Origin of the sequence: Iodobacter violaceini (assembly GCF_011601265.1) — a bacterium.
GTDB classification, from domain to species: Bacteria; Pseudomonadota; Gammaproteobacteria; order Burkholderiales; family Chitinibacteraceae; genus Iodobacter; species Iodobacter violaceini.
This window is the reverse complement of the sequence record NZ_JAAOLX010000002.1, coordinates 391,587-414,967: the sequence shown is the minus strand read 5'-3', so window position 1 is coordinate 414,967 and position 23,381 is coordinate 391,587. Positions and strand designations below refer to the sequence as shown.

Here is a 23,381-nt window from a genome sequence, read left to right as displayed (position 1 = left end):
GCGCCCCGCAAATTGGCGCATTGCCGCTTCGCGTTGAATACGCTCTGCTGGTTTTAGCTTCCCCCTTGTAAAAGGGGAACAAGTACCGCTGACTTGTGCTGATGCCTGTGTTCTTTTTACCCCCAACTCTTAGCCACAAGCCCATCAATGACCGATACCCGCCCCGATCCCGATTCTCTGCTCGATAAAATCAAACGAACCGACGAGCAAGCCGCCCGCGGGCGCTTGAAGATTTTTTTTGGTGCTTGTGCGGGTGTGGGTAAAACTTACGCAATGCTGGCTGCTGGCCATGTACAGCAGCGTTTGGGCGTGGATGTGCTTGTTGGGGTGGTTGAAACACACGGACGCAGCGAAACAGCCTCTCAGCTGATCGGTTTAAAAGTGTTGCCGCCTGCAAAAATAGAGCATCGCGGGCAAACTCTGCCCGAGTTTGATCTGGATGCGGCGCTGGCGATCAAACCACCGCTGATTTTAATCGACGAGCTGGCGCATTCTAATGTGGCCGGATCACGTCACCCAAAGCGCTGGCAGGATGTGGAAGAGCTGCTGGCAGCAGGGATAAATGTTTACACCTCGCTGAATGTGCAGCATCTGGAGCGCTTAAACGATGTGGTCGGGCAGATTACAGGGATTGTGGTGCGTGAAACGCTGCCGGATCACGTGTTTGATGCTGCAGATGAAGTGACCCTTGTCGATTTGCCGCCTGATGAATTATTGCTGCGCCTGGCCGAGGGCAAGGTTTACCGGCCGGAGCAGGCCACGCGGGCCAGCCAGAATTTCTTTCGTAAAGGCAATCTGCTGGCGCTGCGCGAGCTGGCTTTGCGCCGCACGGCCGACCGGGTGGATGCGCAGATGCGCGCTTACCGCGCGGATCAGTCTATTCAGCCTGTATGGAAAGCACACGAGCGTTTATTGATCAGCATTGGCCCCTATTCAGGCGGGGATAAGCTGATTCGCAGCGCATGCCGGCTGGCCGCCAGCTTGCATGCTGAATGCCTGGTGGTTTATGTAGAAACGCCGGAGCTGCAGCGGCAGGGTGAGGCAACGCGTAATCAGGTATTAAAAACACTGAAGCTGGCCCAGGAATTGGGTGCGGAAACCAGCGTGCTGGCGGGGGTGGATCTGGTGGATACCCTGCTGGCCTTTGCGCGCAGTCGTAATGTATCCAAAATGGTGGTGGGTAAATCACAGCGCAGTACATGGTCGCGGCTATTGCGGCGGCCTTTATCCGAGCTGCTGATCGATAAGGCCAGCGATGTTGATGTTTACGTGGTGGCGCACGATATAAGCGATCCGCTGCCCGGCGATACAAAACCCAATAGCCTGCTGTTTGACGAGGCAACGCCCAAGCTTCAGCGCCATGGCTATTTTGCCGCGCTGGGCGCAGCCGCTTTAACTACGCTGCTGACAGCAGGCTTGCTGCACTTCTTTGATTTAGCCAATGTGGTGATGTTGTATTTGCTGGCGGTGGTGCTGGTGTCGGTGCGTTATGGGCGCGGTGCAGGCGCCGTGACGTCTTTATTGTCGGTGGCCGCATTTGATTTCTTTTTTGTAGCGCCGCGCATGTCTTTTACGGTGTCAGATACTCAGTATTTGCTGACCTTTGCGGTGATGTTATCGGTAGCGCTGATTATCAGCCATCTGACTTCCAGATTACGCTTTGAGGCCAATGTGGCCACCTACCGCGAGCGCCGCACGCGGGCCTTGTACGAGCTGGGGCGCGAGCTGTCTGGCGCGCTGACGGCTACCCAAATTGTAGAAATGAGCGTGCGCCATCTGGATGGCTTGTTTCAATCGCAAACACTGCTGTTTATCCCCGATAGCGAAGAAAAAGTGCGTGCATCGCACGAGCATGCCAGCGCCGATTTAGGTATTGCCCAGTGGGTTTATGATTATCAGCAGCCTGCGGGCCTTGGCACGCATACGCTGCCTGCCGCGCCGCTGCTCTATATTCCTTTGAAAGCCCCGATGCGCACCCGTGGTGTGCTGGCGGTATTGCCCAGCGACAGCCAGCATGTGTTTTTACCAGAGCAACAGCGCTTACTGGAAACCGCGGCCAGCCAGATTGCACTGGCGCTGGAGCGCGTGCATTACGTAGAGGTTGCACAAGACGCCATTGTTGCCATGGAATCAGAGCGCTTAAGAAACGGTGTTTTATCTGCGGTATCGCATGATTTACGCACGCCGCTGACCACGCTGGTTGGTCTTGCCAGCCTGTTGGATAAAGATGAGATCCCTGCAGAATTGCGGCATGTTTCACAAAGCTTGCAAAAAGAAGCGATGCGCATGAATCATATGGTCAGCAATTTGCTGGATATGGCCAGATTGCAATCGGGGGTAAAGCCAAATAAAGAATGGCAGCTATTAGAGGAATCTGTAGGCGGCGCGGTGAGGGTGGCAGGGGCCAGCCTCACCGCGCATCAAATTAAGGTGGAGCTGCCTGCTGATTTTCCCATGCTGGAATATGACGCCGTGCTGATGGAGCGCGTGCTGGTAAATTTATTAGAAAACGCTGCTAAATATACTCCCGCTGGCAGTACCATGACGATTTCTGCAAAAAAAGACGGCAATATGGCGCGCATAGCGGTTAGTGATGACGGCCCCGGCCTGCCTGAAGGTACACGCTTATTTGATAAATTTACCCGTGGCACCACCGAATCCGGCGCGCCTGGTGTGGGGCTGGGGCTTGCGATATGCCGCAGCATTATCAATGCCCACGGCGGACAAATCAGCGCCCGGAATTTAGACCCGCACGGCGCAGAATTTGAATTTACCCTGCCACTGGGCACGCCACCCGTGCTGGCAAATTAAGCGCTGATTGAAAGCCTGAATCTGCAGACACTGAGCACGCAGAGAGTTAAGGCCGACCGGGGAGAAAACTCAGGGAATGGATTTCGCAGGCTGTGCAAATTGCTTTACTTGCGCACCGGTTTTTAGCTTCCCTAAGTGCTAAATAGCTGAAGATTTTGACCTTAACTGCCCTCCTTTTGCAAAAAGGGGGTATTCAATTAATGCAGCCCAGTACGTGTTGAACGCAGTATTTTTAATTGTTTTGTATTTCCCCATATAAAGAATAGGCAAGCATGACAGATATCCCTATTACCGTTGTGATCATCGAAGACGAAAAGCCGATCCGGCATTTTTTGTCCGAATCCCTGCTCGATGTGGGCATGCAGGTGTTTACGGCAGAAACCGGTAAGCAAGGCCAGATCGAAGTCGCTACCCGCAAGCCTGATCTGGTTATCCTGGATTTGGGCCTGCCTGATATGGATGGCGTTACGGTGATCGAACGTCTGCGCGAATGGTGCGAGCTGCCTATTTTAGTGCTCTCTGCCCGCACGCAAGAAACAGAAAAAGTAAGGGCGCTGGATGCCGGAGCCGATGATTTTCTTACCAAGCCCTTTGGCGTGCCCGAATGCCTGGCGCGAATCCGCGTTTTGCTGCGCCGCCACGCGCGCGGGCAGGGCGCACAGCAGTCTGTCGAGTTTGGTCAGATTAAAATCGATCTGGTCAATCGTCAGGTTTATAAAAGCGATGTGCCGGTGCACCTTACACCTATTGAATATCGCTTACTCACTACACTGACACGCTTCCCCGGTAAAGTGCTCACGCACCGGGAACTGCTCAAAGCCGTATGGGGGCCATCGCACTCGGAAAGCAGCCAGTATCTGCGTGTGTATATGGGGCATCTGCGGCAAAAGCTGGAAACAGACCCTGCCTTACCACAACACATCGTCACCGAAACCGGCGTGGGTTATCGATTGATTAGCTGAGTTTTTAAACCCTCATCTTTAACCCCGGGTAAAAGGAGGGCACAGAGTGCCACGGAGAAAAACAACAGGCAGCGGGTTTTCTCAGTGAAACGCCGTGTTCTCTGTGCCCTCCGTGGTGAAAAACTTGGGGTTTAAATTACGAATGATTTCAGGATTTGGGTTTCATTTTGTTTAGGATGCTATCCAGCGCCCGCGCAAAGTTTTGCCTGTCTGCAGTGCTCATGGCACTGGGGCCGCCGGTGTCTATGCCGCTGGCGCGTAAGGTATCCATAAAGTCACGCATATTCAGGCGCTCGCCGATATTCTCTTTACTTAAACGTTCGCCGCGTGAATCCAGTACCAAGCCGCCTTTGGCGATCACGTCTGATGCAAGCGGAATATCTGAGGTAATAATCAAATCCCCTGCCGCGCATAGCTCCACAATCCGCCGGTCTGCTACATCAAAGCCTTGCTCCACCACCAGCGATTTTAAAAAGGGTGAATTTGGCGTTTGAATATACTGATTGGCCACAAAAGTGCAGACGATCTTGCAGCGCTCGGCTGCGCGAAACAGAATCTCTTTAATCACCTTGGGGCAGGCATCGGCATCAACCCAGATTTGCATGGCGTTTACCTGTGCAGAATATAATGCGGTGGATTATAGCGCGTGTTGATGCAGCTAAACCCAAGTCTCTATGCGGGGATAAAAACGCTTACACACCGTAAGGCGGGTGAAACCAAAACACCCTAACCTAATGGTTTTGTATTAGCAAACATAGAAATAACTCTATATCCACGCTCTCGATATGGGGCTTAAATCCCCCTGAAGCACGCCGAAGCGAGGAACAAGCGGGGTGGGGCCGTCGTCAATTCGTGTTTGAGCGAAGCGAGTTGAATTGACGCCACCTCGATTGTCCGCAGCAAGGGGCTTTCGTGCTGTTCGGGGCGGCCTTCTTTCGCTTCCTTTCTTGGCCGCTCAAGAAAGGAAGGCCCCCGCGGTGGCCAACCGCTCCAAAATCAACGTGCCGAAGGCACAAAAAACAAGGTTTTTGACTTTGCATGGTGCGCAAGGGCCTAAACGTAACATCCACCCAAAGACAGTGATACCCTTAGTCCATGATTCAATTTTGATTATGCCAATGACCTCATCCAATCATCTTTATCAGGCCATAGAAAGCGCCGAAATAGCGCTTAAACGCCAAAAATTAAAGCAAGCCAAACTTTTGCCACTGGCATTATTGCTATTCTTTGCCGCGGTTTTTGTGATCAGCGCAATATATAAATCCCGCTATCCGGCGCTGGCCTATATTACTGCGTTTGCAGAGGCGGCCATGGTAGGGGCTTTGGCGGATTGGTTTGCCGTGGTGGCTTTATTTCGCCGCCCCTTAGGCCTGCCTATTCCGCACACCGCCATTGTGCCCAGAAATAAATTACGCATTGCCGATAGCATGGGCAGCTTTATTCAAAGCAATTTTTTATCGCCCGAGCGCATTGTGGGCAAAATTCGCGAATTTAATCCTGCGCTTAAAATGGCCGCATGGCTCACGCAAAACGCACGGCCTTTTTCTAATTTATTAATCAGGGTGCTAAGTTACAGCCTTAATTCCCTGCATGATGGGCGCTTACTGGCTTTTTTAAAAAGCACCTTAATTGCCGAATTACAGCGCGTGGATATCAGCCGCTTTAGCGGCCATGTTTTAGAATCGCTCACGCAAAATGGCCGCCATCACCATGTATTAAGCGAAGTACTGCACGAATTACAAAAAATACTTGGCCGCGCCGAAACGCAAGAAGCCATGGCCCAGGTGGCCGCCGAAGAAATATCATTTCTAAAATATATGGTGCTGGATAAAGTGGCCGGTAAATACCTCGCTGAAAAAATGCTGGGTGCGGTACAAAAAGAATTAAAAGCCATGCAGGATAATCCAAACCATCATTTACGCCTGCAATTTGATCGCTATATTGCGGATTTTGTTGAAAAATTAAAACACGATGCCGAATTCAAACAAAGAGGCGAAAAGCTAAAAAACGAATTGCTTGCCCATCCGGCGGTAGGGGAATATATCGAAACACTCTGGTCGCAATTATTACGCTGGCTGCATAGCGATTTGCACCGTGTGGACTCCACTATCCGCGCCAATATCATGTTATTGGCTGCTGATATGGGCAAAAAGCTGAATGAAAATACCGAAATGCAGGAATGGATTAACACCCAATGCGAGCGCGCCATTCCCCCAATTATTGAAGAATACCGCGAAACAATCGGCGTATTTATTTCAGATCAGGTTAAAACCTGGGACGAGCAATATATGGTGGAGCGCATCGAATTAAACATCGGCACCGATTTGCAATATATCCGCGTGAGCGGCACTTTGGTGGGCGGCTTGGTGGGGCTGATGATTTATGTAGTGGCGGGGTGGTTGGGCTAGGGGCTGAGCCGGAAAACAGCCATTCACTGCCTTATGCTCCTCGGAAATAACCAGTTATTGCCTTCGTCGCATGCCTTGTGCCTGGCCATTTTTCGGCTCAGCGTAATTGTGAATGAAGCGTCAACAGCCCCTAGGGAACCAGTTCATCCAGCGGGCTGCTTACACCACGGCCACCTTTGTTCAATACATGGGTATAAATCATGGTGGTGGCTACATCCTTATGGCCGAGTAATTCTTGGATGGTGCGGATGTCGTAACCCGCTTGTAAGAGATGCGTGGCAAAGCTGTGGCGCAGGGTGTGCGGCGTGGCCGGTTTGGCAAGGCCCGCCGCCTGTACCGCCCGTTTCATTGCCCGCTGTAACAGTTTTTCATCCTGGTGGTGGCGGCGCACCGCGCCGCTTCTTGGGTCGCGTACATAGCCGGTGGTAACAAACACATACTGCCAGCCCCATTCCTTTGCTGCGTTGGGGTATTTTCGTGCCAGCGCATCAGGCAGATAAACATCCGCCATTCCTGCCGCCAGATCCGCTTCATAAAGGGCGCGCCGGCTCTGTAGATGGGCCTGCAATGGCTCGACCACGCTCTGCGGCAGCATGGTGACGCGATCTTTGGCGCCCTTGCCATCCCGCACAATGATTTCCTGCATGGCAAAATCGACATCCTTCACCCGCAAGCGCATGCATTCCATTAAACGCATCCCCGTGCCGTAGAGTAGCCGCAGTTGCAATGCATACAAGCCATTGGCCAATCTCAAAACTGCCGCCACTTCGCTTTTACTTAATACCAGTGGCAAACGGCCAGGCTGCTTGGCCCGCACCACTTCATCCAGCCAGGGTAAGTTGATTTCAAGCACATCACGGTATAGGAATAGCAGCGCAGACAGTGCTTGATTTTGCGTGGAAGCCGACACGCCACCTGCCACGGCTAGGTTGGTCAGAAACGCCGTTACCTCGGCAGCACCCATCTCACGAGGATGCCGCTGAGGGTGAAAACGCAAAAACCGCCGCACCCAGTTGACATACTGCTGCTCTGTCCTTAGGCTGTAATGCCTTACGCGAATCTTATCGCGCAATACATCCAGCAAACGCGGCGCAGCAGTCCCTTCGGAAGGTGTACTATTTGGCATAGAAACCGCCATGCGATTGAAGATCAATGTAAAATCTTGATGGTATGTTTTGTTATACACACAGATAAACTAAATATACACCTGCATAGGTGTATATTTCACGTTAGGCAAAGATGGATATAGTCACCTTCAAAGCAGAGTTAAAAGAAGCCTTGGCACAGGTGCTAATCGCACTAGCCGATAATTTCTCAGCGTATGAGATGATGTCCTTTGATTTAGGAATCCACCCTTGGCACGGCTACATTGAGCCTTCATTTCTGACAACCCAAGATACAGTTGGGCTAAAAGAGATTGGTAGTTGGATGCTATATAACTTCGCGGATACAAACATTGAAAAATGGTCGGCAGTGAAGCACCTTGCCGAATGGATGCGTTCGTTCTACGAATTAGACCCTGAGCAGCACCTCATTCAGTTATTTATAGCCGCCGCAGAGGTAGTTAAAAGCCCTGAGGTGCTAAGGGCTTTTAAGCACTATCGTACGACACCATATTTTTTCGTCAGTGTTTACAATCCAGATGATTCGACATTTTCAAACTACTGCGCCTAACATGGCATTCAAGCAGAATGGCCGGAATGTGCGGCTTTTTTATCCAATTGCAGCGTAGGTCAGCTGCTTAATTTTGACGTTAGGCACCTAAGGAGGCTTCGTGCCAGAAGTCACAAGCAGAGATTTACTAAGAGCCGTAATGCGAGGCGAGATCGAGAAATTGGCCGCGCTTATGGAGTCTGGCGTCTCTCTGACAGAAAAATCGAAGGAGGAGGGTTGGAGTTTAATACACTCTGCATCTCTATCTGTAAGTAGAAAGGTGCCACCTGAATCGCTCAGATTTCTCATCTCTTCTGGCATTGATGCGACTGGCACCGATATGTATGGGAACACGCCTCTTCACTATGTCGTCCGAAATTCTGATCTTGAGTCGGCAAAAATTCTGGTTGAATCCGGTTCAGATGTGAACCTTCCAAATAACGAAGGCATCACGCCGCTTCACCAAGCGTTGGTAAGTAACCCAATAGACTTCTCCTTGGTTGAGTATTTATTGTCTGTGGGTGGAGACCAGAACCACAAAATTGGTTCGGAAAAGACAATCAGAGACTTCGTAACTGTCATCTCCCACGGAAAGAATGCATCGCTTAAGGGGTTGTTTGAAAAGAGGAAACCGGGGGCAGATCACGGTTAATTAATGTTTTCGTGGCGTGCTTATTTATTTTTTGTACAGTGGCAATACGCCTAACATGGCATTCAAGCAAACTGGCCGGAACGTGCGGCTTTTATATCCAATTGCAGCGTAGGCCAGCTGCTTAATTTTGACGTTAGGCATTGCATGAATTCGCTGGTACTCACACTCGATCCAGACAAACTTAAAAACCCGGACCTTGATCTACGTTATGCAATCCCTGATCTATTGAAGGCTCAGTCCAAAGGAAACATCGATGACGACGGCTATGACTACGAAGATCAAGACAATCAAACAAATCCATTGCTAATCATTTTTCTTACTGCAAATGACTTATCTTTAGCGATGGCAACAATTATTCAATTTATTCGCCATGAGCGAGTACTGGGCAACGATCTCTCAAGCGCGGCTGCCCTCTACATTGAAAAAAAGGGTGTTCGTTCAAAGGTTCCATTCATATAACTGTTATGCCTAACATGGCATTCAAGCAGACTGCCCGGAACGTGCGGCTTCTTTATCTAATTGCAGCGTAGGCAAGCTGCTTAATTTTGACGTTAGGCGTCAAATCATGCCCGATCGCACCTCCATCGAGGTTCCAGAGCCGCACTACACGCTCTTCAATGCCACTCGCTCCGGTCAGCCTGAGGTCATCGTTGTAAACGATGCTCTTCTGTCGTTTCCCCTCGCGGAGATCTTTCCTTGGCATCTGGTCGTCACTCTAGAAGTGGCTGACACCGTCGAGAACGGGATGCCTTCCTCCACGGAGAGCGCGATCCTCTTTCAGATTGGAGATGAGATCGAATCTACCGTCCTCACCAGCAGGACCGAGCATGGCTCACAGAATGCTCTTTTTCTCGCTCGCAGCACTTGGAACGTCCAACGCGAGTTGCTCTTTCAGGTTCACGATCCCGAGACGGCCAATCAGGCGCTGCAACAGCTGCTTGGCTGTCGCAAATGGGAGCGCGAGTGGAGCTATCGCATGGCAAACGATGCAAGTAGGGAGGCGGCAGCCAATGTCTTTCAGCTATTCCCGCAAGCAAACGGCCCCGACGCCTAACCCCTCCGTCAAGGGGCAAAGTGCGGCAAGCCGCACTTTGCCCCTTACGTCGAACGTTAGGTGAATCTATGAAGTGTAACGGTATAGGTTGCCGAAGCGACTATCCTGAGCCAGATATTATTGATGGCACAGCATATTTCGTATGTTCTAGTTGTGGTGATTTCCACGAAGTGGAGAACTATCGAGTCTATTCAACGGAAGAAAGAATAAAGATGTTTGAGGACGAGTATGGAGTCAGACTACCTCCTGAATACACCCAGTATGCTGGCACTAACGGCTCAAGAGTGGTGAAGTTACCATCGTGTTACAACGATTCAACTCAGTACTATTTTGGAGAAGGGTTTTATACCATTGGTGAATTTTCAGGCATCGAACCTAACCCTTACGGCTCTTCTATCTTCGACAGTGCCAGCCTAATAGAGGAATGGGGATTACCTAAAAAATTATTGTTAATCGAAGGGGATGGTCATACATGGTTAGCCCTAGATTATAGGGAGTCTAGTACAGCCCCAAAGGTAATAGTCATAGAGTCCGATGAAGGTAACAGCCTCCTGGTAGCGAATAACTTTAAAGAATTTGTGGAATCACTTTTGCCATATGAAAGCGTTTACGACACAAATGGCAATGTTATCTTTAATGGCTAAATCACCTAACCCATCATTCAAGCGGGACGCGCTAAACCGCGCCCCTTAATTCAAACGTTAGGCCGCACAAGCGAGGCCATAATAACTGGGGTCAGAGTAAAGTTAAATCCGCTTTCTTTGGCTCTGAGAGTGTTAAGCATTGTAGGATTTAATGTTGTTCTGACCTCAGTTATTTCAAGAATGGATCAATACTCAATGCGAGCGTGTCATTCCCATAATTATTGAAGAATGCCGCGAAACAATCGGCGTATTTATTTCAGATCAGGTTAAAACCTGGGACGGGCAATACATGGCTGAGCGCATCGAATTAAACATCGGCAGCGACCTGCAATATATCCGCGTCAGCGGCACTTTGGTGGATGGCTTGGTGGGGCTGATGATTTATGTGGTGGTTGGATATTTGGGGGAGAAAGTATGGGGTGAGAGAAAAAATATCTGTACGCAGTTGACATACGGTTGCTTGGTCTTTAGGCTGCAAAGTCTTACACGAATCTTGGTGTAGGGTGCTTCTGGCAATCGTGATGCTGAATTTTTGCGTTTGCTTCGCTGGTCGTAATTTATTCCATATATTGGACATGCATAGAGCGTGGTTTTTATTAATTGTTATGTTTTTGGCATAAGTAAATATACATTTTAGAATGCGTATGTTTATAGTTTGGAATTATTTAAATATATCTGAGGTATTTTCGTGGAAGTAATTCAAAAAAAGGGTTCGAATAAGCATACATTTTTGTTTAAGGATGATGTGATCAACTTTGCATATAAAGATAAAAATGGTTCAGGTGATGTGGACTTATATTATGCAGATATACCTAAAAAGTCGAGTATTCGTATTGAACAAAATGACTGGCTTAAAAATGTTGGTTGTTTATGGCTGATCTTAGGCGTGTTTCAGGCAGGGTTTGCTGTATACGAAGGTTATTTTACTATTGCTAAAGCAACCTGGGTCTTTCTTGGTGCGATGTGTCTTGCCTGGTTTTATTTTACAAAAATTAAATATACTGTGTTTCAGGCAGAAAAAGGCAGCTTGTTTATTATTCAGACAGAGAGTCATGACAAAATAATAGAAGAAATTATGACCAGGAAAAACAAGCAATTATTAGCTTGGTATGGAAATATTGATTTTGATAATGAGCCTGAAAGAGAAAAGTCAAAATTCAAATGGTTGTGTGATCAGGGTGTAATAACAAATGAAGTTTTGGAAATGAAAATTGCGCAAATTGAGTTATACCGGCTAACGGACAGCACGGGCAGCACAGACAGCGCTCGTGTTTTAAACTAAATACTTGATGCTGTTTACCTAAGGCTACCCGTGCTGATTACTGAACAGCACGCTGCCAGTGCCTATTATTTTCTTTTGTTGGCTGCCTGGCTTTAAGCTTGCCCCAAGCCGGGGGTCGGGATTAAATTGATGAATCATGTAAGGATGGCAACGCCAACGGATAGCCACCGCATTGCTGAACTCTACGCACAGCTGGTTGAGAATCCGGCAGTTAATGTTCTGCCCGAATGCATCGCGAAGATTTTAGCTGACCACAAAACTGGTCTTTTTGTCTGTGAGCACAATGGTTTGGTTGAAGGAACCGCGTTGGTATGTCTTTGTGCTGATGTTATGTTTGGTTTTCAGCCCTTCGCAGTCGTTGAAAATATTGTTGTCAGTCAAATATACAGAGGCCGTGGTTTGGGGGCTGCTTTGTTGCAGCATATTGAAGGGTTTTGCTTAAGCAGAAATTGTTCAAAGATCATGCTTCTAAGCTCCGCACAAAGAACTGATGCTCACCGTTTTTTTGAGCGGGCAGGTTTTGCAGGTTCTTCAAAACGGGGTTTCGTTAAGTACAGAAGTAATTTTGAGTGTAAGCATGCCAGTGTCTGATCCTTTTTTAAAAGGCCGCCTGTTGGCAAGGCCATTTCGCCCACATCATTAACGATCGCGGTAAAAATTATGGATTTGAAGTTTGTATGGATGGCAGTTTTGTTTTTAGCCTCTGCTGCAGCATCAGCTGAAACCTACGATACAGAGGCAAATCCTCTGTTTATAAAGCTGCCGGCTAGAATAGAGAAAGCAATGTATGGTTCAAAAGGAAATGCGGAGTTTTTTAAAGATTCCGGGTGCAAAGTTGTTGGTGTAGCTATTGGGCTTAAAGATCCGCAAAAGCAAGATGCTTACGTGGTAGCAACCCGTGATGGCTGTGGATGGGGATCGGCTGGTGGCTCTGTTTGGATTGTTCAGGATGCTGGGGTTGCTCCCGATATCGTCCTTGATGGATTTGGGGTTTCAATCACGCTGAATGACAAGATTAAAAATGGATTTCGTACAATCAGTACATTAGAAGGAAATGCAGGCTCATGTTCAAAAAGCTTTTATGAGTATAGTGGTAAAGGATATTCATTAGTGAAAAGGAAGCGCTGTTAATTGCTTGCTGAATCCCTTGATTTCAAAGTATGCGGGGAGCAGCTTGTTCGTTTTTCTGGTAAGTGCCATGTTCGGTTGTTACCACCTTTGGCTTGAGTGCATATCGCAGTATGTTGTGATAAATAATGCTTAAATAAGCGGACGTATTAAAAAATTTTGCGTGCTTTCTTTTTTGGAAATTTTAGGCAATCAAATGAAGCTGTTAATTCAAACCCAATTTGCCTTGTCCGTTTGTCTTTTTGCAGCCGCAGCACAGGCGGCAAGCTTCCTTATTCCTGATGTAGCGAATGAATACACAATAAAAGTCATTGCCGAATGTAATAGTGAACAATGTGAAGGGCCCGCTGAAATTCATATTACAAAAAAGAATGCTGGCCTGGTTCAAACCCTTAAGACCCCTGATCTTGCTGTTTATTTAAATGCAAACGGAAAGTTGCCGGCGAATCATACTGTGCTTTATAGCGATCAAAGCGCGGTGGTGGCGGATGATTTTAATTTTGATGGCTCCACAGATATCGCAATCAGAAATGGCAACAATAGCGCATATGGCGGCCCTTCCTATGATGTTTATGTTTACAATATAAGTAAAAGGAAGTTTGTTTTAAGCGATGAGCTGACAGAATTAGCCACCTCAAAGCTGGGCATGTTTTCAGTTGATAAAGCCCGCAAGCGGCTGATTACTTTTGAGAAAAGTGGCTGCTGCTGGCATCAGACAACGCATTACGCGATTTCTCCCGGAAGGGGACTTTACGTTGTTTATTCGCTGGTTGAGGCTGCTACTTCCGATGGCAAGAATGTAGAGGTGACCACTTCATCACTTGTTGGTAAAAAGATGAAATCAAGCACGAAACTCTACCCCGTAGATTCTTATTATAAATAAAAACTTATCCTTCAATTAGGTCGCCTGCACGAGTGATTGCGCTCAACGGAGTGGTGTAATGGGATACAGGGCTTGGTGAATTTTATTCAATAATTGGGAATCGGTTCTTAAGATAGCTGATCCTGTTATGCGGGGCCTGATCCTGTTATGCGGGGCGTTTTAGGCTTGGCTAAGGCAAAAGGATTACAGCCTCCAGAGCTTGAGTTCCCAATAAATGGAAATACGCCAATTGAAGTTGCTTGGGCACGCGATCGTATCGCAATTTCACTGGACTTCGAAATTAAGCCTCTTGCTGGATGGAGAGTTTTATCTTTGCGTGAAGCGCATCCCCATTTTGAATAAGATTGAGTAAATCTGGGGCCAAGCCTTGTATTAACACATTTAACAAGAAATCGATTTAGTTAATTAAAATTATTGCAACACAATGCCTCGTATCTGGCCCTGCATTTTATTTTCAATTCTTTGGAGTATGCGTGGATCTTCATAAGCAATACCAAGATCAGCTGCTGCTTGCGGTTCATGCTTTGGCGAAATCTCATGCATGTGGGCATTCGTTGGATAATGCTTTGTCACAGCTTATTGCAGTCACATCTAATTTGCCTGCGCAAAAGTATGATAAATGGGAAAGATTTATTCGCTGGGCCTTATGGCAGGCAAAAAGCATTTATAAACCTGCAGTATGGAGATTCTGGTTAAAACCGGCCGAGTCTATTCCATGGGTGGATTTATGCAGCGAAAATGGTTTCAAACGTGAGCATGCGCTTAGAGCGATGATTGTGGGGGCACCCAATGTTTTTTTCTTTATTGTTACGTTTCGACGATTAAATGACTGGGTGCCTCAGGTCAGGGAGTGTGCAAAAGAAAACTTCATGGCTATGGCTAAGAATACAGATCCATCTATTGTGGTAACCGCACTTTTCAGATTGCTGCCATGCTGGAATTCATGGACGCGAATGGATGAAGATTCGAAAACCTTGATACTTGGCATAGCCTCATCGCCAGATGTGAAAGGCCAAATTGTTTCCAGAATTGTGCACTCCTCTGTAGGGCCATTGAGCTTGATTTTTTCACAGTTATCAAGAAATGAAATATTCGATTCCAGGCTGGATGAAATAGCTAAGCATGCAATCCAGCCCATGGTTCGGGCTAGAGCCTATCAGTCCTTGTTGGATGGAAAAATGACTTGGTTGAGTGCCAGGGTGTGGGAGTGGAGGGATATTCGTTATTGCAAAGGATATTATAAACCGGTTTTGGGTAGCCGCCCTGTAAGGTCTGCTGAAAATAAAATAGCTATTTTGCAGATCGCGTCTATTGATCCCTCTCCAGTGGTCAGGAAAGTGGCGGTGGATTACTTAATTCGTGAAATGACAAATAACGCCCTGGATCATGCATTAGTCAGCCTTGTAAATCGATTCGCTGCAGATAAATCTGCTTCGATTGCTGAACGAGGTAAATTTGCTTGCAAAAAACTTAATATTAACCAGCACTAATTGCGGCCCCCTCCAAGTGGGTAATTATGGAAATACCGTTAGAAATCATCGGAACAATACTAAACAGCTGCTACATTGATCACCGAGTATAGGTGTCTGATGATTCAGAAAATACAGGGAGCTTTTTGATTTTTGAATGCTGGCAAGGAGCTGGTGGTCCAAATGCAGGCAATGCTTTTGACTCATGAGTTCAAAACGAGGATGAACTTGTCAGTTTTTTCAAGAATCAGCTGGCAGGGTAATTTCAGCATATAATCATTAAAAAATTGTCCAATATTTATATTGGAAAGTGGACTGATTTTGTAGTAATAATTATTTAAAATAGATTATTGCATTTAAAAAACTGGCACGGGGCCTTCTTCGCCATTCTGATGAGCATATATGCTAAATAAACTTTCACTAGTACTAATGTTGATTTCACCGGAGCTGCTTATGGCTAAAGATATTTTCATTTCTTCTCACAATGCTATTTCCAATAGGTTCGCAATATTTGAAGATAATGAGAAAATTGCATTTATGTATTTAACTGAGTCCGGAAGTCAAAAGCCAGTTAAGGATGCTATTGCCTACTCACGTATTCCACCCATAGCAAAAGTCGATTGGGATAGGATTAAACAATACGGGGACGCGCCTTTACTTGAACAAAGCATGGCCAGCTCTGATGCTGTGATTGCTAATCCATTAGAAAAAGATTGTTCTTTTAGATGGTCGAAAGATGGCCATGCGGTGGCGATTTTGAGAAACGGTAAGCCGATTGCGTTTACGTCAGCAACAGAGCGTTTTGGTTTTTCTAAAGCTGTTTCCAAATTAAGTCATCTTGCCAATGTGTGGGATCAAAAGAAGTATGAATCATTTTTTTGCAAGAATTAGCCCTAACCCTAAGTACAAACAAACCATTATGCCTTTGCGCCCACTCCTTGCCGCCTTCGCGTTTTTTTTCATCTCCACAGCCAATGCCCAGAGTATTTCTGAGCTTGCTGCCAAGGACGAGGTTATTCACATCAGCCGCGAAGAGCCTGCTATGCGTAAGGCTTATGCCCGTGCAGCGGAGTCGCTGCCGCAGTTTCTATTGCTTGCCGCCAAACCCAAGCTAGGCACTTCGGGCTATATGCTGAAGGTCGCTATTACGGATGGTAAGCACACCGAGAATTTCTGGGTGGACCAGTTTGCCGCTCAGGGGGATGCTTTTATCGGCAGCCTGAATAATGAGCCGCGGCTGGTGATGAAGCATAGGCTGGGGGAGCGGATCCGTTTTTCTAGCGCTCAGATTGTGGACTGGATGTATATCGATGAAGTTGGCGGCAAAATCATTGGCAACTTCACCGCCTGTGCGCTGCTCACCCAGCAGCCTGCGGAACAGGCTGCTGCTTTTATGCGCGAACATGGGCTGACGTGCGAGCTGTGAGTCTGGTTTTATTAAGAAACCATCCCATCCTCTGCGGGCCGCTGCGGATGGTTTAAATCGGTTTAGTCATAAAGTAGCGCTCCAGAATAACAGGGGTCAGAGTAAAATTAAATCTATGTCATTCAGAGCTGGGGGCGTAGGCCGCCTCACCATGCCCTACATAACGCCTTAGGTTTCTCAACCCGGGGTGAATAATTTGGCCAAATAAATGACATTCGTGAATTTTATTCAATAATTGGGCAGCTTTCTTTAATGCCTGGCTGGGATAAAAGGTGCTGCCAATGGGTTTCAAAACAGGGTGACTCTTTGGGTGAGTTACCCAGTTTTATTCCTTTTCTATAAATAACGGCAATAAAAATATCTGCAAGTGTAAATTGGCTGCCAATTGCAAATGAGCTGTTTTTCCAAAGCTGGGCTTCCAGTTTGGCCAGATTGCTGGCAATCCAATGCGCCCGGATTGGTTTCATTTGTTCTTTGTTCAGATCAGGCCGGAAATGCTGAATAATGCTGCTGTTTTGTGCAGGGTGAATCGATGAGTTTACTGCCTCGCATATTTCACGGACTTGAGCGCGTAGAAAAGGATCTGAATAGTTTAAAGGAGGGGATGGATATATTTCTTCAATAAACTCAACCATCGCCATCGATTCAGAGAGAGCCCGGCCATCAATTTCCATGATCGGGCAGCGCCCGAATGGGCTGATGTCAGCAAAATGTGCTTCATCAAATTCATGTTCTAAATCAATCAATTCATAGGCTATGCATTTAAAATCCAAAGCCCATCTGACGCGCTCACAGCAGTTTGCTCCGGCTGCATAATAGAATTTGATATTCATAGATTGAACTCAATAAAAGATTGAATAGCGCACTTCTTTCATTCTAATTAACTGAGCCTTTTTGGCGCAATGCCAGCGGCGATTGCGCCCTAAGTTTATTCCTCCTCTTAATCAACCACCCTCAAAACTTCATAACACGCGCCCATGGTGTGGTAGTCGGTTTTGCCTGCGGGGGATTTGTGTTGGTCGATTTTCTGGTTGTCTGGGCTGAGTACGCGGTACCAGGCGCCATATTGGTGGTCCACAAAGTGCTCCCAGCTGTAGGCCCAGATTTTGTCGTAGGCTTGCCAGTATTTCTCTTCGCCAGTGCGATCTGCCAGCAAGGCAGCGGCGGCGAGGGATTCGGCTTGTACCCAGAAGTATTTATCCTGATCGTAAGGCTCGCCGTCCAGATCGTAGCCGTAGATCAGCCCGCCGTGTGCTTCGTCCCAGCCGGATGACATCGCTTCGTCAAACAGCTCGCGGGCGCGGGCCAGGTGCCAGGGCTGCGGGTCGTGGCGGTCTAAAATCAGCAGTAGTTTGGCCCATTCGGTTTGATGGCCGGTTTGGATGCCCCAAGGGCGGAAGATATTGGTCTTGTTGCCCTTGTTGTATTGCAAATTGGGCGTCCAGTCAGTGCGGAAATGCTCCCAGATTGCCCCGTCGGTTAAGGCGGCCTGGCGCTGGGTAAAGTTGGCGGCCAGTAGCTTGGCGCGGTCTAAATAGCGGATTTCGCCGGTGGCTTCAAAGGCGGCGAGCATGGCTTCGCAGCCATGCATATTGTCGTTTTGGCCGCGATAATCATCCAGCGCCCAATCGCTGCTGGCTTCGCTGGCGTAAACGCCGTATTCGGGCAGCCAGAAATGTTGCTCCATGGTGTCGTAAGTTTCATCCAGCCATACTTTGGCTTCATCCATGCCGCTGCGATAGGCGCAGGCGTAAGCCAGCATTACAAAGGCGAGACCGTAGCACTGGTTGGTGGCATCTGTTACTTCGCCGTTTTTAACTTCCCATGCGTAGCCGCCGGAAAGCGGGTTGAAATGCACCTTGCGGATAAAATCGATGCCGTGCCTGACGCGCGCCTGATATTCCTTGTCGTCAAACTCCAGCCACGCCATCGCATTATTAAATACAAAGCGGGTGGACGAGACGAGGTGGCGGCTTTGCTTATCGTAAATGCTGCCGTCATCCATGTAGTAATGATAAAAACCACCCGCCGGATCGACCGATATCGGGTCGTAAAACGCCATGGTGTGGCGAATATGCTGAAGTAGAAATTCTCTAGTGCGAAACATGGCGATCCTTGGCAGAGAGTAAATGGGGGCGTTCCCGGGCGATTTTGCTGATCAGCTCACCCAGCAGTGTGTTGGCCCATGCAAACCAGCTGCGGGTAAATTGCTGTGGCTGACTGGCGTGAAATGATTCGTGCATAAAGTAAGTTTCGGCGTGGCAGCTTTTTAGCATGTGCAGGCAGTGGCTGATTTCCTCGTCCTGATCGCTGGTCATGGCCCGCATGATGATGGACATCGGCCAGATCATGGGTGCCAGCGTGTGCGGGCTGCCATTGCCTTCAAACTGGTCCCCTTTAAAAAACCACGGGTTGTTTGTGGAGAGCGCAAAGCGGCGGGTGTTTTGACAGACCTCTTCATTCTGCGCTACTGCCCCCAGATAGGGTAAGGACAACAGGCTGGGAATATTAGCATCATCCATCAGCAGGGCACTGCCGTAGCCGTCCACTTCATAGGCATAGATGAGGCCGTGTTCAGGATGCTGAACAATGGCGTGGGTTTGCAGTGCGGCGGCGACTTCGTCAGCCAGAGTAGTGCATTCGGCGGCAAAGTCGATCTCATTAAAGAGCTCGCTCACCATGCTGGCCAGCTGGCGCAGGCTGACTACAGCAAAAAAGTTGGATGGCACTAAAAACGGTAAAACGGTGGCGTCGTCCGATGGCCTGAACATCGAGGCGATCAGCCCTACCGGGCGGACAGGGTTGCCCCAGCCATCGCAAGCTAAGGTGTCCGCTTGCCAGCTGCCACTGCGGGTGAAGGAGTAAGGCCCGCGATTCTCTTTGCGCTGCTGCGCTTGCATGGTAGCTACAGCCAGCTTCATGGCTGCCAGCCATTGCTGATCAAAAGGCCTGCGGTCTGAGCTGCGCTGCCAGTAGCCGTGCGCCAGACGAATGGCGTAGCACAGCGAATCCAGCTCCCATTTGCGCTCGTGCAATTCGGGCAGCATGGTGGTGTTGTCACTCTGCCATTGGCTATGGCCGGGCCCATCGTTAAAGGCATTGGCGTAAGGATCGGTCATGATACAGGTGCTGTGGCGGCGGATCAGCCCGGCAATCATGCCGGCAAGCATTGGGTCTGCCTGGATATGCGCCAAATATGGCCAAACCTGCGCCGCGCTGTCCCGCAGCCACATGGCATGGATATCGCCTGTAATCACAAACGTATCGGGCAGGCCATCCACCATTTGAAATGCCACGGTGGTGTCGAGTGTATTGGGGTAACACTGGCGGAATAGGCGCTCTAAGGCGGGATCAGAGATGTGCTGGCAGATGTTTTCGATATGGTCGTTAACGGCTGTGCTGTGGAATTTTTGTGGCTGCAAGGGATCATCTCAGCGGTTAAAAGGGGGCTCGGGGGGATTTGCAGTGGATGTTGGGCTTAAATAAGCAAAAAAATCAAAGATAAATCTCCCTTTTACAAACGGGGAGGCTACAGCCCTGAAGCAGGTATTTATGCTTGGGTGGCTTCCCTTTTTTCTTATAGCTGATTCACCTTGTGCTTCCTCAGTCTTGCCGTTACCTTGCCATTGCTATCTGTAGCAAATAAGACAGCACGCTCGCTGGCGATGGTGAGCGAGTAGCTGCAGCCGCTGGCTTTGTCTTCAAAGCTGATGGCTTCTTCATGGCCTGATTCATTCACCAAAATCCATAATGCACCCTGCTCAAAGCTGAGTTTCTGCGCGAATATGCCCGGCTGCCCGCCCGACAGCCAGTTTAAGGGGGCGCTTAGACCGGCCCAATCCAATGCGGCCTGATAGAGCGCAAGCAGTGGCTCGGTGCGATCGTTCATTTCTAAGGGCAGCGGGCACCAAAGGATATTGCCCGTGGTTTGTAAGCTGCCCAGTGCATTGCCCTTGCTAAGCTTGGCGATTTTGTCACCGCCAAAGCTGGCACGGTATTTATGGTTGCCAATATGGATGGATTCTTCGCGCTGCAGATTACGCGTGTCTGATTCGCTCATCAGGGCATGGCAGGGCTGCCAGTAAGCGTCCAGATCGCAGGGGCCGGTCAGCAGGATGGGCGTTTTGCACTGGCTGATCCAATCGCGGGCCGTTTGCGAAAGGGCGTGCGGGCTGGGGATAATGATCAGTTTGGCGGGGGCGTGGTCCAGATCGGCAAGATGATATTCGCTGATGGCACGTACCGGCACTTTCAGCTCGTATTGCATCACGCGCACCAGGCGCTGCGTGGCTTCCAGCGCAAAGCGGCGGTTGCCGTAATCGTTGCTGAAGGGGTAAATCACGGCTACGTCTTCCAGCTGCCTGCCTTGCATTATCGGGGCAACGGCTTTAAAAAAGCTGCCGAAGTCTTCGCTCACCATAGCTTCAGGCTTGCGTGTGCCATCGGCCCGGCATGCGCCAATATGTGATTCGTTGATGTTGTCCATGTGGTAGTTGATATTCCACAACCACTGCACTGCACCCGCGCCGCCATTAATAAAGGCGTAAGCATATTTGCGCTCTAACATATGGGCGAGTTCCGTTTCGCTGCGCTTACTGCGGCCATTTGGGCTTTCGATATGCATCATGCCGGTTTCTTGCACGAGGCTTGGTTTATTGGGCGTTTTGCTGAAAATGGTATCCCATGCTAAATCATCATTCAGCCACCAGCTGTGCACATTGGTGTAATCCACCGCCCCGGCAAAAAACATGGGCGATGGGCGTTGCATGCCCAGTGCCTCGTCCTGACCTACGGTAATGAGGCGGTTTGGGGCAATGGCGCGGATGGTGGCGCTTAAATCGGCCACCCAGCGGTTGAGCATGGCTTGGGTAAACAGGCTGTAATCCAGCCAGATGCCGTGTTGCTTGGGCGTAATCTCGGTGTTATTAAATGCCACATCCTGCGCAAGTGGCGGCAGTACGGCGCTCCAGCCGGGCAGATCGGCTGGGCTGCGGTTCCAGCGCTGTTGCCAGCTGGCAATATCTGCATCCTGCTCTTGCAGCCAGGCTCTGAATGCGGCGATTTCAACCGGGTCTTGCACGCTGCGCGGCCCAAGGAAAATCTGCTCAGGGTTAAACATCGAAGGCTCGTTGATTAAATCCCAATGCACATGGCTGCTGTCTTTGTGACGGCTGACAATGGCGGAAATAAACCGCTTTTGTGCGGCGATGGCGCGTGGGTCCAGATAGGGGTTCTGGCCTTCCCATGTTTCCGGGGTAAAGGTAAAAAAGGTAAAGCAGGTTTCCAGATTATGGCGTTTGGCGCAGTGTAAAAAGGCATCAATCGCACGTAAAGCGGCTTCCTGGGCGTGGCCGTCGGCAAACATTACTTGCCGCCATGCTGTCCAGATGCCGGTGCGGATATAGTTGATGCCCATGCGGGCAAATTCGGCCATATCCCTGTCCCATACTGCAGGGTTGGGGAGTTGTAAAAATTTGCGATGCACATCGCTGGCCATATAGGTCATGCCGATAATCGGCACGGGTTTGCCGCCACGGGTGAAGTAATCACGACCTGCGCAAAGCGGCTGGCCTTCATCGAGCAAGCGGTGATCCCGCCCCCAAAATCCCTGCTGCAATTCACGTACTTCACCAAAGGCTGAAATGGCACGGCAGTGGATAGCGTAATAGCCGTGTACCACCACCATAGGCAGCGTGGTGCGGTGAAATACGGGGCCGTGCGCGGTGGTGGTGAGTGCCATTGTCTCTTGAATCAGCATCTTGCCCGCTTGCATGATTTTGATTTCAAACTGCCACTGACAGGCTGCATTGCTGCGTAAGGCTTCGATTTGTAAGTTAATTGTAGGTACTTCGCTGGGGTAGTAGCAGGCAAAATCAGGTTTGATCCAGATCTCTGTTACACCCCGGGCGCAAAATTTGGCCCAGGCGATCAGCGCTTCGCCCCCGCCCTGGTCCCAAAAAAGAGCTGTGGCGTCGGTGTTGACAAACAGCCAGCGGCTGCCGGCAAATGCACCGCGATGGTTTTCGATAAGTACTACAGGGGCGGCAATCGGGCGGCCTGTGGCATCTTTGGCGGTGAGTAAAGGGTAAATCCGCGCGTCCATTGGTCCGTTGGAGCTGGATTCCTTAGGGTGATCTTTATGCTTGGTTGGCATCAGCACAAAACCGCAGCAGGCGTCTTGCGGTGCAAATAAGCTGCAGTGCTCACTCAGTAGCGGATATTCTTCAGCGGGCTCAAGACTAACGGCTTCACTGCAGTCAATTGCCAGCATTTCGTGAATGTTTAAATCTCTGAACAATGTCGTCGGGGCAGAGAAGGGCATATTGCCCATGCTGAGTAAATTGCCGCCGTTTTTTAGAAACCGCAGTAGTGCAGGCCACGCTGTGGCCGGAAAATAAGCGCCGTGCATGGCAATTAAGCAGCTGCCTGCTGATGCGCTGTTTAAAGCATTTAACAAGGTGCTGCAGTCGGCCAAAGTGCCGGATTCTTGCCAGCGGGCCAGATCATCCTGGCGTGGGCGCTCGCCGTGACAGGCCAGATGTACATCGTAAAAAAATATGGCGCTCATGCGTTTTCCTCTTAAACAACGTTTGCATCAATTTAGGCCCGGGCAGCATGGGCGGTTCTGACTTTGCAGCAGTGCCTCTCTGCCCACCCCTTAGTATTGATTACATTTTCTTGGTTTGTATGGGTAATTTACTTTCTGTCATCTGCTGTTGATTGTAATTAAGCGCAGGGGTGTGTATAGATGAAAAGAGGGGCAAGACCCCTCACTGCACGGATATTGCCAGGGGTTTGCCTTCTGTTGATTTAAGGTGGACGAGCCTTAGCGAAGAAAGTTTCATTAAATGCTAAAAGCTAAGCCTGCTAATAGTGCCAATATTTAATGCCGCCTGATTGATTGGGTTTTACTCATTGTATGAAAAGCAGGATATGATGGAAATCAAAGAATGAGTGCTTTGTATCAGGCTGTGTTAAAGGATTTTTGAATTAATCGGGTATGCAGCAT

At 49.1% G+C, this 23,381-nt stretch carries 23 protein-coding genes; 17 read left to right on the top strand and 6 right to left on the bottom strand.

Annotation, left to right across the window (positions count from 1 at the left end):
- Window positions 1-147 precede the first annotated feature (147 nt).
- The gene (locus HA050_RS05535) at window positions 148-2,811 is read left to right on the top strand and encodes a DUF4118 domain-containing protein (RefSeq protein ID WP_166823120.1); all 2,664 of its coding nucleotides are present in this window, start codon (window positions 148-150) and stop codon (window positions 2,809-2,811) included.
- A 272-nt stretch (window positions 2,812-3,083) separates the two neighbouring features.
- The gene (locus HA050_RS05530) at window positions 3,084-3,773 is read left to right on the top strand and encodes a response regulator (RefSeq protein WP_099399204.1); all 690 of its coding nucleotides are present in this window, start codon (window positions 3,084-3,086) and stop codon (window positions 3,771-3,773) included.
- A gap of 148 nt (window positions 3,774-3,921) precedes the next feature.
- Here the strand turns inward: HA050_RS05530 and HA050_RS05525 are convergent, their stop codons facing one another.
- Window positions 3,922-4,377, bottom strand: coding sequence for a YaiI/YqxD family protein (locus HA050_RS05525; RefSeq protein ID WP_166823118.1), 456 nt, complete (start codon window positions 4,375-4,377; stop codon window positions 3,922-3,924).
- Between the two features lie 514 nt (window positions 4,378-4,891).
- Here HA050_RS05525 and HA050_RS05520 point away from each other — a divergent pair.
- Entirely contained in the window at window positions 4,892-6,181 is a 1,290-nt protein-coding gene (locus tag HA050_RS05520) for a DUF445 domain-containing protein (RefSeq protein ID WP_166823116.1), read from the top strand.
- Window positions 6,182-6,311: 130 nt separating this feature from the next.
- On the opposite strand, the gene HA050_RS05515 is transcribed toward HA050_RS05520, so the two are convergent.
- Window positions 6,312-7,307: an integron integrase gene (locus tag HA050_RS05515; protein ID WP_166823113.1), complete on the bottom strand. Its 996-nt coding sequence runs from the start codon at window positions 7,305-7,307 to the stop codon at window positions 6,312-6,314.
- 113 nt (window positions 7,308-7,420) lie between these two features.
- On the opposite strand from HA050_RS05515, the gene HA050_RS05510 reads away from it, so the two are divergent.
- The 14 genes from HA050_RS05510 (at window position 7,421) to HA050_RS05445 (ending at window position 16,372) form a co-directional block, all read left to right on the top strand.
- Window positions 7,421-7,855: a hypothetical protein gene (locus tag HA050_RS05510; RefSeq protein WP_166823110.1), complete on the top strand. Its 435-nt coding sequence runs from the start codon at window positions 7,421-7,423 to the stop codon at window positions 7,853-7,855.
- 100 nt (window positions 7,856-7,955) lie between these two features.
- On the top strand, window positions 7,956-8,486 hold the full coding sequence (locus HA050_RS05505; protein WP_166823107.1) for an ankyrin repeat domain-containing protein: 531 nt from the start codon (window positions 7,956-7,958) through the stop codon (window positions 8,484-8,486).
- Window positions 8,487-8,630: 144 nt separating this feature from the next.
- Window positions 8,631-8,945, top strand: coding sequence for a hypothetical protein (locus HA050_RS05500; RefSeq protein WP_166823104.1), 315 nt, complete (start codon window positions 8,631-8,633; stop codon window positions 8,943-8,945).
- 106 nt (window positions 8,946-9,051) lie between these two features.
- Window positions 9,052-9,540 (top strand): DUF695 domain-containing protein, encoded by a 489-nt coding sequence (locus tag HA050_RS05495; protein WP_166823101.1) that lies wholly within the window; start codon window positions 9,052-9,054, stop codon window positions 9,538-9,540.
- Between the two features lie 68 nt (window positions 9,541-9,608).
- Entirely contained in the window at window positions 9,609-10,184 is a 576-nt protein-coding gene (locus HA050_RS05490; RefSeq protein WP_166823098.1) for an SMI1/KNR4 family protein, read from the top strand.
- Window positions 10,185-10,368: 184 nt separating this feature from the next.
- Window positions 10,369-10,686, top strand: coding sequence for a DUF445 family protein (locus HA050_RS05485; protein WP_166823476.1), 318 nt, complete (start codon window positions 10,369-10,371; stop codon window positions 10,684-10,686).
- Window positions 10,687-10,872: 186 nt separating this feature from the next.
- Window positions 10,873-11,466, top strand: a complete 594-nt coding sequence (locus HA050_RS05480) for a hypothetical protein (RefSeq protein WP_166823095.1) — start codon at window positions 10,873-10,875, stop codon at window positions 11,464-11,466.
- A 129-nt stretch (window positions 11,467-11,595) separates the two neighbouring features.
- Window positions 11,596-12,057, top strand: coding sequence for a GNAT family N-acetyltransferase (locus HA050_RS05475; protein ID WP_166823092.1), 462 nt, complete (start codon window positions 11,596-11,598; stop codon window positions 12,055-12,057).
- Window positions 12,058-12,126: 69 nt separating this feature from the next.
- Window positions 12,127-12,597: a hypothetical protein gene (locus tag HA050_RS05470; protein ID WP_166823089.1), complete on the top strand. Its 471-nt coding sequence runs from the start codon at window positions 12,127-12,129 to the stop codon at window positions 12,595-12,597.
- 193 nt (window positions 12,598-12,790) lie between these two features.
- Window positions 12,791-13,477 carry an FG-GAP repeat protein gene (locus HA050_RS05465; protein WP_166823087.1) on the top strand — a complete coding sequence of 229 codons (687 nt, stop codon included), beginning with the start codon at window positions 12,791-12,793 and terminating at the stop codon, window positions 13,475-13,477.
- Between the two features lie 165 nt (window positions 13,478-13,642).
- Window positions 13,643-13,819 carry a hypothetical protein gene (locus tag HA050_RS05460; protein WP_166823084.1) on the top strand — a complete coding sequence of 59 codons (177 nt, stop codon included), beginning with the start codon at window positions 13,643-13,645 and terminating at the stop codon, window positions 13,817-13,819.
- A gap of 131 nt (window positions 13,820-13,950) precedes the next feature.
- Window positions 13,951-14,967 (top strand): hypothetical protein, encoded by a 1,017-nt coding sequence (locus tag HA050_RS05455; RefSeq protein ID WP_166823081.1) that lies wholly within the window; start codon window positions 13,951-13,953, stop codon window positions 14,965-14,967.
- A gap of 432 nt (window positions 14,968-15,399) precedes the next feature.
- Window positions 15,400-15,837, top strand: coding sequence for a hypothetical protein (locus HA050_RS05450; protein ID WP_166823078.1), 438 nt, complete (start codon window positions 15,400-15,402; stop codon window positions 15,835-15,837).
- Complete coding sequence (locus tag HA050_RS05445; protein WP_166823075.1) at window positions 15,812-16,372, top strand: YegJ family protein; 561 nt, start codon at window positions 15,812-15,814, stop codon at window positions 16,370-16,372. Before HA050_RS05450 ends, HA050_RS05445 begins: the two co-directional genes overlap by 26 nt.
- 224 nt (window positions 16,373-16,596) lie before the next feature.
- Here HA050_RS05445 and HA050_RS05440 read toward each other — a convergent pair whose 3' ends face one another.
- From HA050_RS05440 to HA050_RS05425, 4 genes are all read right to left on the bottom strand, one after another.
- The gene (locus tag HA050_RS05440; RefSeq protein WP_166823072.1) at window positions 16,597-17,205 is read right to left on the bottom strand and encodes a glutathione S-transferase family protein; all 609 of its coding nucleotides are present in this window, start codon (window positions 17,203-17,205) and stop codon (window positions 16,597-16,599) included.
- 107 nt (window positions 17,206-17,312) lie between these two features.
- Window positions 17,313-18,479, bottom strand: a complete 1,167-nt coding sequence (locus tag HA050_RS05435) for an AGE family epimerase/isomerase (RefSeq protein ID WP_166823069.1) — start codon at window positions 18,477-18,479, stop codon at window positions 17,313-17,315.
- Window positions 18,466-19,794, bottom strand: a complete 1,329-nt coding sequence (locus tag HA050_RS05430) for a glycoside hydrolase family 125 protein (protein ID WP_166823066.1) — start codon at window positions 19,792-19,794, stop codon at window positions 18,466-18,468. Before HA050_RS05430 ends, HA050_RS05435 begins: the two co-directional genes overlap by 14 nt.
- A gap of 155 nt (window positions 19,795-19,949) precedes the next feature.
- The gene (locus tag HA050_RS05425) at window positions 19,950-22,940 is read right to left on the bottom strand and encodes a beta-galactosidase (RefSeq protein ID WP_166823063.1); all 2,991 of its coding nucleotides are present in this window, start codon (window positions 22,938-22,940) and stop codon (window positions 19,950-19,952) included.
- Window positions 22,941-23,381 lie beyond the last annotated feature (441 nt).